The sequence below is a fragment of the Kocuria salina genome (genome assembly GCF_013368965.1).
Taxonomy (GTDB): Bacteria; Actinomycetota; Actinomycetes; order Actinomycetales; family Micrococcaceae; genus Kocuria; species Kocuria rosea.
Map to the genome: position 1 here is coordinate 56,361 of NZ_SSSF01000006.1, position 15,952 is coordinate 72,312.

The window sequence follows — 15,952 nt, forward strand, 5'->3', positions numbered from 1 at the left end:
TCTCCCGGTCACACCAGCAGGGACGCGGCCATGAACCGCAGGGGGGCCTCGCGGTGCAGGACCCTGCGCGGGTCCCGGGTGAGCAGGGTGCTGGGCCAGCCGAAGCGGCGACGGGCGTTGTCCACCCGGAGGATGGCCTCCGCCGTCGCCCCCCGCCGGACGACGAGGTCCAGGACCTCCCGGTCCGCGCGGGAGAGCACGGTGAGCGCGCGGGGGGCGCGCGTGCCGACCAGTGCGAGCAGGCCGCGCACCTGGTCCGCGTCCTCCGGGGTCCAGCGCCCGGCCGCCGTCCGGGCGCGCACGGCGCCGAAGACCTGGACCCGGAGGATCTTGGCGGCGATCGCCGTCCGCTGCTCCACGGACAGCCCGGCGTACCAGGAGCCGCCGAGCAGGTCGGTCGCCGCGGCGAGGTCGTCCGTCAGGGGCCGGGGCGCGGCACTGATCCGGTCGGCGGCCCCCTCCCGCAGGAGGTAGCCGGCGCCGCGGGGCGCGAGGTCGACCCGCCCGTCGCCGAACCAGGCCCGGGCCACCAGCTCCTGGTCCTCCCCGGTGGCGTACCGGCCGTTGAAGCGGACCCCGCGGTCCACCAGGAGCTCCCGGCGGAGCAGCCCGAAGACGTGGGTCCGGTAGGCGAGCCGGTCCTTGACCGGGTCGAGGTCCGCGCGGCGGAAGGGCCGCGGCACGGGGGTGCGCACCGGCCGGCCGGAGTCCTTGACCAGCCGCGGGAGCACCGCCGCCGAGCCGTGGCGTTCGGCGGTCGCCGTCCAGGCCGCGAGGGCCCCGGGGGCGAGGGTGTCGTCACTGTCCACGAAGGACACGTACCGGGCGCGGGAGCGCTCGAGGGCCAGGTTGCGGGGCCCGGCCGGGTTGCCGGTGCCGTCGAAGCACTCCACCAGCTCCACGAGCGGCCGGTGCTCCGCCGCGAGGCGGTCGCGGATCAGTGCCGCCTCGACGTTGTGGCACACCACCGTGATGTGCACCCCGCCGTGGTCGCCGACCGGGAGCCCCCCGGCCAGCACGGAGCCGACGGCCCGGTCCACGGGCCGGGCGGGGGTGTGCACCGGGATGATGACGTCGACGAGCGGCGTGGGGGCAGAGGACACGCAGGCCAGCGTACAAGACCGCGCCGGGGCGGCCCGCCCGGCGCGGTCCGCGGCTCAGCCCTGGGAGGCCAGGACGAACGGCAGCACGGGCCCGGAGCCGGCCCGGCGCAGCGCGCGGGCGGCCACGGCGAGCGTCCAGCGGCTGTCCACGAGGTCGTCGACCAGCAGCACCGGGCGCCCTCCGAGCCGGTCCAGCCCCTCCGCGAGCTCGGGGGGCACCCGGAACTTCTCCCACAGGGCTGCGAGGCGGTACGCGCTGTTGCCGCCGTGCCCGCCGGACGGGAATCCCTCGGGGACCTCGAGCTCCCCCAGATAGGGCAGGTGCCCGACCTCGGCCATGCCCTCCGCCAGGGAGTGCACGAGCCGGGGGCGCGAGCGGGACGGGATCGAGACGACGGCCGCGGGCCGGTCCGACCAGCGCCACTCGGCGAGCACCTGGACGCACGCCCGGCCGAGGGCGGGGTCCACCGGCCCGTCGACCGGCGCGCCCTCCTCGTCGGTGCGGAACACCTCGCGCAGCCGGTTGCCCCAGCCGAGGTCCGTGAGCCGGGCGAGTGCCCGGCCCTCGGCGCAGCGCTCCTCCTCGGGGATCCGGCCCTTGACCTCGACCCCGAGGCGCGGCATCCCGGTGGGCCACTGGGCGCGCGGCTCCACCACGACGCCCACGCGGGTCAGGGCGGCGCCCGCGGAGTCGGTGGCGGACTCGTCGACGGTCGTGGGGTACCAGGGGCCGGCGCAGCTGTCGCAGCGCCCGCAGGGCTCGGCCGTGGCGTCGTCGAGCTGCCGGGCGAGGAACTCCATGCGGCACCCGGTGGTGCGCTCGTACTCGAGCATGGCGTTCTGCTCGGCCACCCGTGCCGCGGCGATCCGGCCGTAGCGCTCGGCGTCGTAGCGCCACGGCACGCCCGTGCTCTGCCAGCCACCTTGCACGCGCTCCACCGCGCCCTCGACGGCGAGCACCTTCAGGAGCAGCTCGAGCGGGCTGCGCCGGACGTCCACGCGGGACTCCAGGACGGCCACGGACAGGGCGCCGCCCGCGGCCCCCAGCTCGTCCAGGACGGCGGCGGCCTTCTGCTCGGTGGGCATCGACGAGGTGGCGAAGTACTCCCAGATCCGGCGGTCCTCGGTGCCCGGCAGCAGCAGGACGTCCGCGTTGTCCGTGGCGCGGCCCGCACGGCCCACCTGCTGGTAGTAGGCCACGGGCGAGGACGGCGCCCCCAGGTGCACCACGAAGCCGAGGTCCGGCTTGTCGAAGCCCATGCCGAGCGCGGAGGTGGCCACGAGGGCCTTGACCCTGTTCTCCTTGAGGGCGGCCTCGAGCTCCTCGCGCTCGCCCTGGTCGGTGCGCCCGGTGTAGGCGCGCACGGGGATCCCGGCGTCGGCGAGCGCCTGGGCCGTGTCCTCGGCGGCCCCCACGGTCAGCGCGTAGATGATCCCGCTGCCCGGGAGGGACCCGACGTGCTCGAGCAGCCAGGCGAGGCGGGCCGTGGCCGAGGGCAGGTCCAGCACGCCGAGGCGCAGGGACGCCCGGGAGAGCGGGCCGCGGAGGGTGAAGACCTCCCCCGTGCTGCTGCCGCCGGGCCGCACGCCCAGCTGCTCCTCGACGTCGGCGACCACGCGCTCGTTCGCGGTGGCGGTCGTGGCCAGGACGGGGACCTGCTCCGGGAGCCGGGCGATGAGGTCGCGGATGCGCCGGTAGTCGGGGCGGAAGTCGTGGCCCCAGTCGGAGATGCAGTGCGCCTCGTCCACCACGAGCAGCCCGAGCCGGGCGACCAGCTGCGGCAGCTGCTGCTCGCGGAACACGGGGTTGTTGAGCCGCTCCGGGGAGACCAGCAGGACGTCGAGCTCGTCGGCCTCCAGCTGCGCGGCGATCTGCCCCCACTCGGTGGCGTTGGCGGAGTTGATGGCCGCCGCCCGGACCCCCGCACGGGCGGCGGCGGAGACCTGGTCCCGCATGAGGGCCAGCAGCGGGGAGACGATCAGGGTGGGCCCGCGGCCCCGGGCCCGCAGGAGCAGGGCGGAGAGGAAGTAGACCGCGGACTTGCCCCAGCCGGTCCGCTGCACCACCAGGGCCCGCCGGCCGCGCCCCACGAGGGCCTCGACCGCCTCGAACTGCCCGGGGTGGAAGGCGGCGTCCGGCCGGCCGGTGAGCGCGCGCAGCAGGTGGAGCGCGTCCTCGTGCAGGGCCGGGTCCGGCGCGGTGTCGTGGGCGGCGATGTCGTGGGCCGGGGAAGTCGTCATGGCCCAAGTCTTCCAGGGCCCCCCGACGCCGCCCGACCGGAGGGCGGGGCGTGCAGTGGCGACGGGGCCCGGACAGAGCGATGCGCCCGCTGCCCATCCGTCGAACGGATGGCCCCCGCAGCGGGCGCATCGACCGGCCTGACGGCCGGTGGCGAGCAGAGACTCGCCTCGCGGGAGTACCGCCCCCAGCGGTGCTCCCATTCGGTTCACCCCCCGATGAACCGGTTGCACCGGCACCCCCCGATGCCTGCGTGCACGCGGCCCATCCCCCGATGAACCGCAGTCGATCCGCCCCCCGGCGGATCGGTTGGTTCCGCCCCATCGGGTGAACCAATTGGCACCATGGTGGCAGGGTTTCTGCGACCTGTCACGGACCGTGAAGTCACATTCGATCCGGGGGACATCCAGACAGATTCATCTGTTTGCACTAGTCAACAGAGGGTTCTGTGGCGGCTTTTCGCTACCGGTGGGTATTCGGGGGGCGGCGGGCGTGGCACGAAGTGGGGACATCCGGGGCCCTCGGCGTCCCCCGTTGGGCGCACGCCGGGCGCCGTGCGCGGCGTCACATTGCGGGCGCTCAGCCGCGCAGCCCCGGGAAGTCGGCCTCCGTGTACTCGACGCCGTACCCGTCGGCCCCGGGCGCCGCGGGACCGGAGCGGTCCGCGGCCTCCTCCCGCTCGCGCAGCACCACCCGGCGTATCTTGCCGGAGATGGTCTTGGGCAGGTCCGTGAACTCCACCCGGCGCACCCGCTTGTAGGGGGCGAGGTTCTCCCGGGCGAAGCGCAGGATCTCCCCGGCGAGCTCCCGGGTGGGCTCCGCGCCGGCGGCGAGCACCAGGTAGGCCTTCGGCACGGCGTGCCGGACCGGGTCCGGCGCCGGGACCACGGCGGCCTCGGCCACCGCGGGGTGCTCGATGAGCACGGACTCCAGCTCGAACGGGGAGATCCGGTAGTCGGAGGCCTTGAACACGTCGTCGGTGCGGCCCACGTACGTGTAGACGCCGTGCTCGTCGCGGCGGGCGATGTCGCGCGTGTGGTACCAGCCGTCCTTGACGACCTCGGCCGTGCGCTCGGGCTCGTCGATGTAGCCGGCCATGATCCCGGGCGGGTCGTCGTCGACCTTCAGGCAGATCTCCCCCTCCTCGGCGGGTGCGCCCGTCTGCGGGTCGAAGAGGTCGACGACGAAGCCCGGCAGGGGCCGGCCCATGGCCCCCGGCACCACCGGCTGCCCGGGGGTGTTGGCGATCTGCAGCGTGGTCTCCGTCTGCCCGTAGCCGTCCCGGATGGTCACGCCCCAGGCGTCCTGCACCCGGCGGATCACCTCGGGGTTGAGCGGCTCGCCGGCGGAGACGGCGGACGTCGGCGGGTCCTGCACGCGGTGCAGGTCCGCCTGGATGAGCATCCGCCACACCGTGGGCGGCGCGCAGAAGCTCGTCACCCCGGCCCGGCCCATCTGCTCCAGGAGACCCGCCGCGTCGAAGCGGGACTGGTTGTGGACGAACACGGTGGCCTCCGCGATCCACGGGGCGAAGAAGTTGGACCACGAGTGCTTGCCCCACCCCGGCGAGGCGATGTTCAGGTGGACGTCCCCGGGGCGCAGGCCCATCCAGTAGACCGTGGACAGGTGCCCGAAGGAGTAGGAGGCGTGGGTGTGCTCCACGAGCTTGGCCTGGGACGTGGTGCCGGAGGTGAAGTACAGCAGCAGGGGGTCGCGGGAGCGCGTGACGCCCTCCGGGACGAAGACGGCGTCCGCGTCCGCGGCCTGCTCGTACGGGTGCACGGGACGGCCGGGCAGCTGTGCGCGCGCCGCCTCCACCTCCGCGGCGGCACCGACGACGACGAGCTCGTAGTCGCCGTCGACGCCCGCGAACTTGGGGGCGTTGGCGGCGTCCGTGACGACCCACGAGACCTTGCCGCGCTGCACCCGGTCCAGCAGGTCGGCCGGCGGCATCATCACGGCGGTCGGGATCAGGGGCGCGCCCAGCTTCATGCCGGCGAGCTGGGTCTCCCACAGCTCGAGCTGGTTGCCGAGCATGAGCAGCACGCGGTCGCCGCGCCGCACCCCCAGGCCCCGCAGCCAGTTCGCGGTGCGCGCCGAGGACCCGGCGAGCTCCCGGAAGGTCCGCCGGAGCTCCGTGCCGTCCTCCTCGACGATCCACAGCGCGTCCCGGGCCCCGCGCTCCGGGTCCCGGGCGACGTGGTCGAACCAGTCCAGGGCGTAGTTGAAGTGCTCCATCCGGGGCCAGCGGAACTCCTCGCGGGCCCGGTCGTAGTCCTCGCGCAGCGCCAGGACGCGGTCCCGTGCCGCCTCGTACTGCTCGGAGACGCCGGGGGCGGCGTCGGACGTCGCACTGGTGGGGACCGGCTCGGCCATCGGGGACCTCCATGGTTGTCGCTGCGGGCCGGACGGAACCGTCCGGCGGGCCATCCCGTGCAGTCTAGTGCGGCGCCCCTCCCCCGTCCCGGGGGCGGGCCCGGTGCCGGCTCTGGAAGGATGGGGGCCGCACCCCCGCCCGGAAGGAGCCCGTCCCGCCATGCTGTCCCCGGCACCCGACGTCCCGGTCCGCGCCGGCGCCCGCGAGTGGGCCGCCCTCGTGGTCCTGATGCTGCCGGTGCTGCTGATCTCGGTGGACAACACGGTGCTGAACTTCGCGCTGCCGGAGATCTCCCGCGAGCTGCGCCCCACCGGCACGCAGCTGCTGTGGATGGTGGACGCCTATCCGCTGGTGCTCGCCGGGCTGCTCGTGCCCATGGGCGCCCTCGGGGACCGGGTGGGCCGCCGCCGGCTGCTGCTCGTGGGCAGCACGGGCTTCGCGGCGGTGTCCGCACTCGCCGCGTTCGCCCCGACCGGGGAGGCCCTCGTCGCCGCGCGGGCGCTGCTGGGACTCTTCGGCTCGATGCTGATGCCCGCGACCCTGTCCCTGCTGCGCAACATCTTCCACGACCCGACGCAGCGGCGGGCGGCCATCGCGGTGTGGGCCACGGGCTTCTCGGCGGGCGGGATCCTGGGGCCGGTCGTGGGCGGGTTCCTGCTCCAGCACTTCTGGTGGGGCTCCGTGTTCCTCCTCGCGGTCCCGGTGCTGCTGCCGCTCCTGGTCCTGGCGCCGGTGCTGGTGCCGGAGTCCCGCAACCCGGCCCCGGGCCCGGTGGACGTGCCCAGCGCCGCGCTGATCATGACCGCCATGGTGGCGCTGGTCCACGGCATCAAGGACCTCGGCGGCCACGGCCCGTCCGCCGGCGTGCTGGCGGCCGCGGTGCTGGCCGTGACCGCCGGGACGCTGTTCGTGCGCCGCCAGCTGCGCAGCCCGGTGCCGATGCTGGACCTGCGGCTGTTCCGCCACGCCCCGTTCACCGGCGGGCTGCTGAACAACCTGGTGGCCTCGACCACCTTCATCGGCTTCCTGTTCTTCGTCTCCCAGTACCTGCAGCTGGTGGAGGGCCTGCCGCCCCTGGAGGCGGGCCTGGCCCTGCTGCCGGGGGCCGTGGTCACGATCGTCTCGGGGCTGCTGGTGGTGCACGTGGTCGGCGTCGTGCCCCCCGCGCTCGTGCTCGGCGGCGGGCTGCTGGTCATGGCCTCGGGCTTCCTGCTCGTCCTGCTCGGGGACCTCTCCGGCGGGGCCGTGCTCGTGGTGGCCCTCGTGGTCATCGGGCTGGGCTCCGGCGCGGCTCAGACGATCGCGGGGGACCTGATCCTCACCGAGGTGGCCCCCGAGCAGGCCGGCGCCGCCTCCGCGATCTCGGAGACCGCCTACGAGCTGGGGGCCGGGCTGGGCGTGGCCGTCCTGGGCACGGCCGTGACCGCGACCTACGCCGCCCGGGTGGAGGTCCCGCCGGGCCTGGACCCCGGGCAGGCCGCCACCGCGTCCGAGACCCTCGGCGGGGCGGTCGACGTCGCCGCGGCCCTCGGCCCGGACGCGTCCGGGGAGCTGCTGGCCTCGTCCGTGGCGGCCTTCGAGGCCGGTGTGCACCTGTCCGCCGGGATCGGCGCCGCCCTGCTGGCCGGGACCGCCGTGGCCGTGGGCCTGCTGCTGCGCCGGGTCCCTCGGCTCCGGCGCCGGTAGCGGACCCGCTCAGTCGGCCGAGCGCAGCCTGACGTGCTGCTCCACCCGGGCGAGGTCCCGGGGGTGGGGTGCGCCCTCGCGGAAGCGGGCGAGCAGGACGTCGACGTGCTCGCGCGCCTGCCGCCGCACGGACGGGTGGACGCTGGCCGCCTCGATCCGGGCGGCGAGGTCCACGAGGGCCAGCAGGACGCTGACGTGCCCGGTGGCGTGCGGGCCGATCTGGTCGAACGGCATGTCCACGATCTCCTCGACCCCCACCGTCCCGTAGCGCAGCCGGTGCACGCCGTCGACCACCACCGTGTTCCCCGGCAGGGGGCGGGCCACGGCGGCGACGATCCCGGACGCGACCTCCTCGACGGCGTTGACCGCGGTGTAGGGGTCGTTGGTGCTCGGGGAGAGGGCGCGCACGGCGAGCTCCACGACCTGCTGCTCCGCGAAGCGGACGTCCTGGAGCGCCGAGCGCGAGTCGCCCACCCGCACGCAGCGCCGCAGCCGGTCCGCCAGCTCCCCGGCCCGGTGCGCGGGCCACACCCGGACCAGCGGCTCCTCCGCCAGGACGTGGTCGCCCACCCGCGGCACGAGCTCGAGGACGACGTCACCGGCCGCGGCGTGGTCCCGGAGCCGCTCGTAGTCGACGCCGACGACGTAGCCCACGCTGCCCGCACGGACCTCTCCCCCGCCGCTGCGGCGCCCCGCGGTCCGGACCAGCTCCTCCGGCGTCTCCTCCGGGTGCCACCGCTCGATCACGTCCAGCAGGCGCCGGCGCGCGCCGTGGACGAGGGTGTCCACCTGCACGGAGTCCGCGATGTGGTGGATGAAGTAGACGATCAGGGCGACGTCCGCGACCGCCAGCAGCACGCCGAGGTTGACCGCCAGGTGCGGGACGAACGGCTGGGCGAGGTCGTCGGAGGCCGAGCGGATCGTGCGCAGGACCAGCAGCGCGTAGATGAAGGTGGACACGAGCACGCCCAGCACCACCTGGTTGCCGCGGTCCGCCATGAAGTTGCGCACCAGCCGGGGCCCGTACGTGGAGCTGGCCGTGGCGATCACCGAGATGGTGATGGAGAAGGCGGTGGCGGCCACGCCCAGCATCGATCCGCCGATCGCGGAGAGCATTGACCGGGACCCGTCGATGCCGACGGCGTAGACCCACGCGATCCACGGGGAGTCCAGGTCCTCGGGCAGCCACCGGTCGACGGCCACCACGGACTGGGCCAGGACGACGGCGGCGAGAACGCACACGGCGGGCACGAACCAGAACCTGTCGAACACCCGGCGCCACGAGCCGGAGAGCTTGTCCATGCGCCCACCCTAGACCTGCCCCTCCCGGCGGTGGCGGTAGGCTGGGCGCCCGGACCCGCGCACCCGCGGACGCGCCACCTCCCTGACGCCCCACCTGACCGCCCTCGAGGAGACCTCCCCATGCTCAACGCTTCGCGACCGCGCCGACGGAACAGGACCGGCCGTGCGCTGCGGGCCGGCGCGGCCCCGGCCCTGGTCCTGGCCCTGGCGGCGCTGACCGGGTGCGGCTCGGACTACCCCCTCGGCGAGGAGCAGCGCCGCGCCGCGGAGGAGGGCGGCTCGGACCTGTCCGGGATCCTCACCGGGGTGGGCTCCTCGGCGCAGAACGCCGCCATGCTGACGTGGCGGAGCGGCTTCGAGTCGATGCACCCGGACGCGCAGGTGCAGTACCTCTCCGCGGGTTCCGGGGCGGGGCGCAGCGCGCTCGTGGGGGGCGGCACCGACTTCGCCGGCTCGGACGCCTACCTGGACGAGGAGGAGCAGGCCGAGGTCCGGGACTTCTGCGGCCCCGGTGGCGCCCTGAACATCCCCGTCTACATCTCCCCGATCAGCGTGGCCTTCAACCTCCCCGGCATCCAGGAGCTCGACCTCGACGCCGCGACCATCGCGGGCATCTTCCGCCACGAGATCACCCGGTGGGACGACCCGGCCATCGCCGCCCAGAACTCCGGCGTGGAGCTGCCCGACCTGCCGATCACGCCCATCGCCCGCGCGGACGACTCGGGGACGACCGAGAACTTCACCGACTACCTGCACTCGGTGGTCCCCGAGGTGTGGACGGACGAGGAGGACGGCGGCTGGCCGGCGGGGCTGCCCACGGAGCGCTCCCAGGGCAACGCCGGGGTGGTGAGCCTCACGGCCGAGACCGAGGGCGCCGTCACCTACGCGGACGACTCGCTCGTGGACGACTCCCTCGGCAAGGCCCGGGTGAAGGTGGGCTCCGAGTACGTGGCCGTGTCCGGCGAGGCGGCCGGCACCGCGGTCGGCGAGGCCTCCCGGGTGGAGGGCACCGGCCGGCACGACATCGCCCTCGAGCTGGACCGCGAGCCGGACGCGCCCGGGGCCTATCCGGTGGTCCTCGTCTCCTACCACATCTACTGCAGCAGCTACGGGGACCCGGAGGTCCTCGAGCTGGCCAAGGAGTTCGGGCACTACGTGGTCAGCGAGGAGGGCCAGCAGGCCTCCTCGGAGGCCGTCAAGAGCGCCCCGCTGCCGGAGAACCTGACCGCCGAGGCACAGGCCGCCCTCGACTCGATCACCCTCCGCTGACCGGCCGGGACGGGAGCACGGACGTGGGCGAGGTCCTCGACGTCGCCGTGGTGGGCGCCGGGCAGGCCGGACTGGCCGTGGGCTACCACCTCCGGCGCACCGGCCTGTCCTTCGCGCTCCTCGACGAGCAGGAGGCGCCGGGCGGGGCGTGGCGGCACGTCTGGCCGTCGCTGCGGCTGTTCTCCCCCGCCGCGTACTCGTCCCTGCCCGGGCACCCGATGCCGGACACGGCCGGGGCGGCCCCGGACGCCGCGCACGTGGTCGACTACCTGTACCGGTACGAGGAGCGCTACGGGCTGCCCGTCCGGCGACCGGTCCGGGTGCGGGCCGTGCACCGTGACGGGGCGGGGTTCCGCCTGGTGACGGACGACGGCGAGCTGCGGGCGCGCGCCGTCGTGAGCGCCACCGGCACGTGGTCGCAGCCGTTCCGGCCTGCCCTCCCCGGGCAGCGGGAGTACCGCGGCGAGCAGGTGCACAGCGCCCACTACGAGGGGCCGGCGCGGTACCGCGGCCGCCGCGTGCTCGTGGTCGGCGGGGCGAACTCGGGGGCGCAGATCGCCGCCGAGCTCGCCGAGGTGTGCGAGCTGACGTGGTGCACCAACGCCCCGCCCCGCTACCTCCCCGACGAGGTCGACGGGCGCGAGCTGTTCCGCGTGGCCACGCTGCGCGCGCAGGCCCTCGCCGCGGGCCGGCCGGATCCCGGCGGGGTGGCGAGCCTCGGCGACGTGGTGGCCGTTCCCTCCGTGCGCCGCGCCCGCGACGCCGGGGTGCTCGACCCCCGGCCGATGTTCACGCGCTTCACCGCGCACGGCGTGGTCATGACGGACGGCCGGGAGCAGCCCGTGGACGCCGTCGTGTGGTGCACCGGGTTCCGCCCGGCCCTCCGGCACCTGCGGCCCCTGCACCTGCGGGAGGACGACGGGCGGATCCGCACCGAGGGAACGGCCTCCACCCGGGTGCCCGGCCTGTACCTCGTGGGGTACGGGGACTGGACGGGTCCGGGATCGGCAACCCTCGTCGGTGTCGGCCGCTCGGCGCGGGACACGGTCGCGGCGGTGCGGAAGCGGCTCGCCGGCGGCCGGGACCAGCGCGCGGCCGCCCCCTAGACCGGGTCGTCGGGTCCGAGGTCCTCCGGTCGCCGGTCGCGCCGGACGAAGCGGACCACCCGGACGGCGATCACCCCGGCCCAGAGCAGCAGTAGCACGAACACGAAGGCGCTGAACACCCCGTCCTCCGAGGACCAGGTGAGCAGCTGGCCCGCGAGCAGCAGCACCGCGGTCGCGGAGAGCAGGATCAGCGCGGTGCGCTCGCTGCTTCGCTCGGACATGGCGGCTCCTGCCGGTCGGCGTCCTGGTCCCCGGATCCTCGCACATCCCGGACGGGTGCGTCCTGCGGGGCTCCGGTCCGGGAACGTCATCCGCCGCCCTTCCCCCGACACTGCGGGCCGTCGGGCTACCGTGGAGAGGTCCCCGACAGAGAGGCTCCCCCGATGCGCCGCACCGTTCCCGCCGTGGCCCTGCTCGCGCTGACGCTGACCGGGTGCGACGACCGGCCGGAGGAGGTGGCGAGCACCCCCGGTGCCTCCCCCACCTCCTTCAGTCCTCCTCCCCCGGTCACCGCCACGCCGACCCCGACGCCCGACGGCCTGCCCACGGATCCGGGCACCGGGTCCGCGGCTCCGGCCCCGGACCCGCCCGGCCCCGAGTCGGTCCCCACTCCCTCCGAGCAGCTCGACGGGCCGTAGCACGGCCCGGGCGGGAGGACGCCGGCGTCCGGCCGGACAAAAGTGCAGGGGATGCCGACGGATGTCCACACCTCGATCCCTCGGCGACACGCGCGGGCCACGGGTGCCCCCGGGCTCTCACATGCATAAACATGGGCATACCCCCTCTCCCTGGAAGGTTCCCCCATGTACGAGAACACCGCTCTCGTTCCCCGCCCCCGCTGGGCCACCCATCAGGAGCTGACCGACCCCGAGACGGTCACCAACTCGCGGGAGCTGCCCGCCCGGTCCCTCGCCGGCCCGTCGGCGGTCGCGCTCCTGGAGACCTGGGAGGTCATCACCACCGCGGACGGCTCCTACGCCCACCGTGACGGGCTCGTCCTGCACATCGGCCACGAGGCGTGGACCGTGGAGCAGGCCAGGGCCCTGCACGACCGCATCGGCGAGGCCCTCGCCCTGCTCGACCGGTAGCACCACCGGCGCCGCCGGGCGCCCCCGCGCACCGGGTCGCCCGCCGCGGGGGAGCAGAGAACCCCACCGGCCCCGGGCGCACCGGGAGCGATGGGGTTCTGTCGCGGGTGGGCCCCGTGGGGCTCGAACCCACGACCCATGGATTAAAAGTCCACTGCTCTACCAGCTGAGCTAGAGGCCCGTGCTCCACCGGCGAGCGCGGGGCGGCCGGTCCGGAGCGGGCACCACTCTACCGCACGGTCCCCCCGGGAGCCGGACGCCTAGAGTGGTGGGCAGTCCCGTGCCACCCATGCCGATTCGACCGGAGGACCGACCGTGCCGCACCCGAGCACCGAGGAAGAAGCACGCACGGAGACGGAGCTCTTCGGTCCGTCGGCCGTCACCGAGTACCTCGAGCAGGTGGTGGAGCAGCTGCGGGACGTCCGCGGCGGCGAGCCCAGCTCCTCCATCCCCGCCCTGGCCCAGGCCGACACCGAGCGCTTCGGCGTCGTCATCGCCACCGCGGACGGCCACGTGTACGAGGCCGGCAGCACCCGGGACGAGTTCAGCATCCAGTCGATCTCCAAGGCGTTCACCTACGCGCTCGCCGTGTCCGACCTCGGGGCGGAGGCGGTGCACGCGAAGATGGACGTGGAGCCGAGCGGGGACGCCTACAACGAGATCTCCCTCCAGCCCGGCACGGGGCGCCCCGCCAACCCGATGATCAACGCCGGTGCGATCGCCTCCACGTGGCTCGTCCCCGACAGCGACCGCGACCTGCGCCGGGACCGGATCCGCGAGGCCTACTCGCGGTGCGCGGGCCGGGACCTGGCGATCAGTCCCGAGGTCCTCGCCCAGGAGCACGCCGCCGGGGACCGCAACCGCGCCCTCGGCTACCTCCTGGCCTCCGCCGGGATCATCGAGGGGGACCCGACCCAGGCCCTCGAGGACTACTTCGCCCAGTGCTCGGTGCTGATCACGTGCCGCGACCTCGCCCTGATGGGCGCGACCCTCGCCAACGGCGGCACCAACCCGCTGACCGGGGACGAGGTCTTCGACGTCGACACGGTCTCCCGGGTGCTGTCCGTGATGAGCTCCTGCGGCATGTACGACGACGCCGGCGAGTGGATGGTCCGGGTGGGCCTGCCCGCGAAGTCAGGGGTGGGCGGCGGCATCATCGCCGTCCTGCCCGGGGAGCTGGCCGTGGCGACCTTCTCCCCTGCGCTGGACCGGCACGGCAACAGCGTGCGCGGGGTGCTCGCCTGCGAGCGGCTCTCCCAGGACCTCGACCTGCACTTCACCCACACCGCCCGCGTGGCCCGCTCCACGGTGCGCGCCAGCTACCCGATCGACCAGTCCCCCTCCCTGGTCCGCCGCAACGCCGAGGCCGAGGCGGTGCTGGCCGACCACGGCAAGGACGCCGTCGTCGTGGAGCTCCAGGGCGACCTGCTGTTCACGGGCACGGAGACCGCGATCCGCACCGTCCGCGACGTCGCCTACGAGGCCTCGTACGTGGTGGTGGACATGCGCCGGGTGGACGTGATCGCGGAGTACGCGATGCCGCTCCTGGCCAAGACCCGGGCCGAGCTGCAGGCGGCGGGCCGCACCGTGGTGGCGGTGGCCACGGACCCGGGCTTCGCCGGCTCCTTCGGGGGCGAACCGCCGCTCGAGGTGTTCCCCAGCCGGGCCGCGGCCATCAAGTGGGTCGAGGACCGGCTGCTCGAGGAGCACGGCGGCCCGGAGTGCACCCCGTCCCGGGTGAAGCCCGTGGAGTCCGAGCTGTTCTCCCGGCTGGACCCCGAGGACGCCCGGGACCTCCGCGCCCGGACCGTCGAGCGGACGTGGGCGGCCGGGGAGAACATCCTGCGCACGGGGCAGAACTTCGCCGGCATCCACCTCATCGTCAGCGGCAGCGTGTCGATGTCCCTGCGCACGCCCACCGGCGAGCGGATCGAGCTGCAGGTCCTCGGCCCGGGGATGAGCTTCGGGGAGCTGGCCCTCGGCACCGGGAACAAGCAGCACGCGACCCTGAGCGCCGTCACCGACGTCACCGCGCGGGTGCTGCTCCCGCAGGCTCTCGCGGAGCTCGAGCAGGAGGAGCCCGCCCTGGGGCTGCGGCTGTGGAAGGCGCTGGCCCGGGACGGCTTCGAGCAGACCGACCAGCAGTGGCGGGACGCGGCGGTGCACGCCTCGACCAGCGACTGGTGAGCGCTCCGTGGCCCGCCGCGGGCCACGGCCGTACGCTGGACGCATGAGCGACGCGCCCCGCCACCACAAGCCGGTGAAGTTCTCCCCGGAGCAGTTCGAAGCGCACGAGGGCGGCCCCGACCCGGCCCGCGTGTCCGAGGCGGCCCACCTCGCCGCCCACGCCCTGGTCTCCCGCGGGCGCGCCAGCGACGATCCCGAGATCAGCCGGCGGCTCATCGAGCTGACCGACGAGCAGGGCCTGGAGGGGATCGCCGAGATGTGGGCCGAGGCCCCGGCGGTGTCCCTGCCCGGGGCCCTCTGGCGGCTCTACGCCCTGCGGGCGGGGGTGCGCAAGGACCCGGTGCGGATGGGCCGCTACTTCACGGCGGGACGGGGCACCGCGCAGGTCTCGCACGTGGTGGCCGGCGTCGCGGAGCCCCCCGGGGCGGACGAGATCACCTCGATGGCGGACGCGATCCTCTCCGGCGCGTTCAACGGGGAGTTCGACGTCGCCCTGGACCGGTTCGCGGCCTTCTGCCGCGTGATCGCCCTCGGCCGGATCCGGCTGGCGGACACCGGGCAGATGCCGGTCGTGGACCCGGACGCGGCCCGGGCGCCGAGCACCGTGGCCCTCACCCAGCGGCTCGAGCGGACCGCGGAGGAGCTCGAGGCCGCGGCGCACCAGTGGCGCCGCGGCCACCTCGACTGAGCCCCGCCGTCCGGGCGTGCGGAGGTCCCGCCGTGCGGGAGCCCACAGCCGCAGGACTTGGCCCCACGAGCACGTCGACTACCATGGAACCCAGGTGCCGGGCCGCGGCAGCCCCGGGCTCCATCACATAGCCGCCACGAGCGGCCTTCCGCCGAGAGGCGCTCCCGGTCCGGCACCGCCCCCTCCTCCTTCCGGGACCACGGGCCGCCCCCGGGCCGCCCGGCGGCCCCATGTACAGTGGGATCCGCCGTGCTCCGCGGCGCAGGTCACGACGCCCAGGACGGTCAACACATGGCGCTTCGCATCTTCCCGGAGGACGAGCTGGTCCTGGACCTGCTGGCCGACATGTCGGGACAGGTGACGGAGACCGTGCGGCTCCTGTCCGAGCTGATGGGCTCCCCCGAGACGGACACCGCGACCCTCGACGCGATCCGCGAGTGCGAGGCCCGCTCCACCGACCTGTACTTCTCCGTGATGACCACGGTGCGCTCCACGTTCGTGATCCCCATCCCCCGGCAGGACGTCTACATCCTGGGCCACTGGCTCAACAAGGCCGCGGAGGAGCTGCTGGCGGTCGCGGAGGCGCACGTCGCCTACGCCCTCAGCCGGCCGCCCTCCTACGCCACGGACCAGCTCGGGGTGATCGAGCGGATGTCCGAGCTGACCACCCGGGCGATGCGCGACCTCGGCAGCCTCCAGGGCCTGGACGACTACTGGTACGAGATGCTCCGGCTGGGCAAGCAGTCCGAGCGCATCTACCAGCTGCACATGGGCCACCTGCTCGAGAACCACAAGGCGATCCCCGCGATGCGGCGCGAGCGCGCCGTCCGGCGCTTCGCCGGGGCCGCCCGGGCCCTGGTGCGGGTCTCGACCGAGGTGGGCCGCATCGTCGTGGCGGAGTCCTGAG

13 protein-coding genes and 1 tRNA gene are annotated in these 15,952 nt (G+C 74.7%); 8 read left to right on the forward strand and 6 right to left on the reverse strand.

Going from position 1 to position 15,952, the window contains the following annotated elements:
• Positions 1–8: 8 nt before the first annotated feature.
• The 3 genes from E7Z53_RS12635 to E7Z53_RS12645 all read right to left on the reverse strand — a co-directional run bounded on the left by E7Z53_RS12635 (position 9) and on the right by E7Z53_RS12645 (position 5,718).
• Entirely contained in the window at positions 9–1,103 is a 1,095-nt protein-coding gene (locus tag E7Z53_RS12635; RefSeq protein ID WP_176337912.1) for a glycosyltransferase, read from the reverse strand.
• Positions 1,104–1,157: 54 nt separating this feature from the next.
• The gene (locus E7Z53_RS12640; RefSeq protein ID WP_126346517.1) at positions 1,158–3,344 is read right to left on the reverse strand and encodes a RecQ family ATP-dependent DNA helicase; all 2,187 of its coding nucleotides are present in this window, start codon (positions 3,342–3,344) and stop codon (positions 1,158–1,160) included.
• Positions 3,345–3,921: 577 nt separating this feature from the next.
• Complete coding sequence (locus E7Z53_RS12645; protein WP_109243844.1) at positions 3,922–5,718, reverse strand: AMP-binding protein; 1,797 nt, start codon at positions 5,716–5,718, stop codon at positions 3,922–3,924.
• Between the two features lie 160 nt (positions 5,719–5,878).
• Between E7Z53_RS12645 and E7Z53_RS12650 the strand changes: the two genes are divergently transcribed.
• Positions 5,879–7,405, forward strand: coding sequence for an MFS transporter (locus E7Z53_RS12650; protein WP_176337913.1), 1,527 nt, complete (start codon positions 5,879–5,881; stop codon positions 7,403–7,405).
• Positions 7,406–7,414: 9 nt separating this feature from the next.
• Here the strand turns inward: E7Z53_RS12650 and E7Z53_RS12655 are convergent, their stop codons facing one another.
• The gene (locus E7Z53_RS12655) at positions 7,415–8,707 is read right to left on the reverse strand and encodes a DUF2254 domain-containing protein (RefSeq protein WP_052132874.1); all 1,293 of its coding nucleotides are present in this window, start codon (positions 8,705–8,707) and stop codon (positions 7,415–7,417) included.
• Between the two features lie 120 nt (positions 8,708–8,827).
• Here E7Z53_RS12655 and pstS point away from each other — a divergent pair, with 120 nt between their 5' ends.
• Together pstS and E7Z53_RS12665 are read left to right on the forward strand one after the other, a co-directional pair.
• Positions 8,828–9,976: a phosphate ABC transporter substrate-binding protein PstS gene (pstS, locus tag E7Z53_RS12660; protein ID WP_052132873.1), complete on the forward strand. Its 1,149-nt coding sequence runs from the start codon at positions 8,828–8,830 to the stop codon at positions 9,974–9,976.
• Between the two features lie 23 nt (positions 9,977–9,999).
• Positions 10,000–11,082, forward strand: coding sequence for an ArsO family NAD(P)H-dependent flavin-containing monooxygenase (locus E7Z53_RS12665; RefSeq protein ID WP_176337914.1), 1,083 nt, complete (start codon positions 10,000–10,002; stop codon positions 11,080–11,082).
• Here the strand turns inward: E7Z53_RS12665 and E7Z53_RS12670 are convergent.
• Positions 11,079–11,303 carry a hypothetical protein gene (locus E7Z53_RS12670; protein WP_017832004.1) on the reverse strand — a complete coding sequence of 75 codons (225 nt, stop codon included), beginning with the start codon at positions 11,301–11,303 and terminating at the stop codon, positions 11,079–11,081. The two genes, E7Z53_RS12665 and E7Z53_RS12670, sit on opposite strands and share 4 nt — an antisense overlap.
• A 162-nt stretch (positions 11,304–11,465) precedes the next feature.
• Between E7Z53_RS12670 and E7Z53_RS12675 the strand changes: the two genes are divergently transcribed.
• Together E7Z53_RS12675 and E7Z53_RS12680 are read left to right on the forward strand one after the other, a co-directional pair.
• Positions 11,466–11,720 carry a hypothetical protein gene (locus E7Z53_RS12675; RefSeq protein ID WP_017832005.1) on the forward strand — a complete coding sequence of 85 codons (255 nt, stop codon included), beginning with the start codon at positions 11,466–11,468 and terminating at the stop codon, positions 11,718–11,720.
• 165 nt (positions 11,721–11,885) lie between these two features.
• Positions 11,886–12,170, forward strand: a complete 285-nt coding sequence (locus E7Z53_RS12680) for a hypothetical protein (protein ID WP_035926082.1) — start codon at positions 11,886–11,888, stop codon at positions 12,168–12,170.
• Between the two features lie 108 nt (positions 12,171–12,278).
• Here E7Z53_RS12680 and E7Z53_RS12685 read toward each other — a convergent pair.
• Positions 12,279–12,351, reverse strand: a tRNA-Lys gene (locus tag E7Z53_RS12685).
• A gap of 134 nt (positions 12,352–12,485) precedes the next feature.
• Here E7Z53_RS12685 and glsA point away from each other — a divergent pair.
• The 3 genes from glsA (at position 12,486) to E7Z53_RS12700 (ending at position 15,951) form a co-directional block, all read left to right on the forward strand.
• Entirely contained in the window at positions 12,486–14,357 is a 1,872-nt protein-coding gene (gene glsA / locus E7Z53_RS20810) for a glutaminase A (RefSeq protein WP_017832007.1), read from the forward strand.
• Between the two features lie 43 nt (positions 14,358–14,400).
• Positions 14,401–15,045, forward strand: a complete 645-nt coding sequence (locus E7Z53_RS12695) for a hypothetical protein (RefSeq protein WP_017832008.1) — start codon at positions 14,401–14,403, stop codon at positions 15,043–15,045.
• Between the two features lie 291 nt (positions 15,046–15,336).
• Positions 15,337–15,951 (forward strand): DUF47 domain-containing protein, encoded by a 615-nt coding sequence (locus tag E7Z53_RS12700; protein ID WP_095650880.1) that lies wholly within the window; start codon positions 15,337–15,339, stop codon positions 15,949–15,951.
• Position 15,952: the final 1 nt, after the last annotated feature.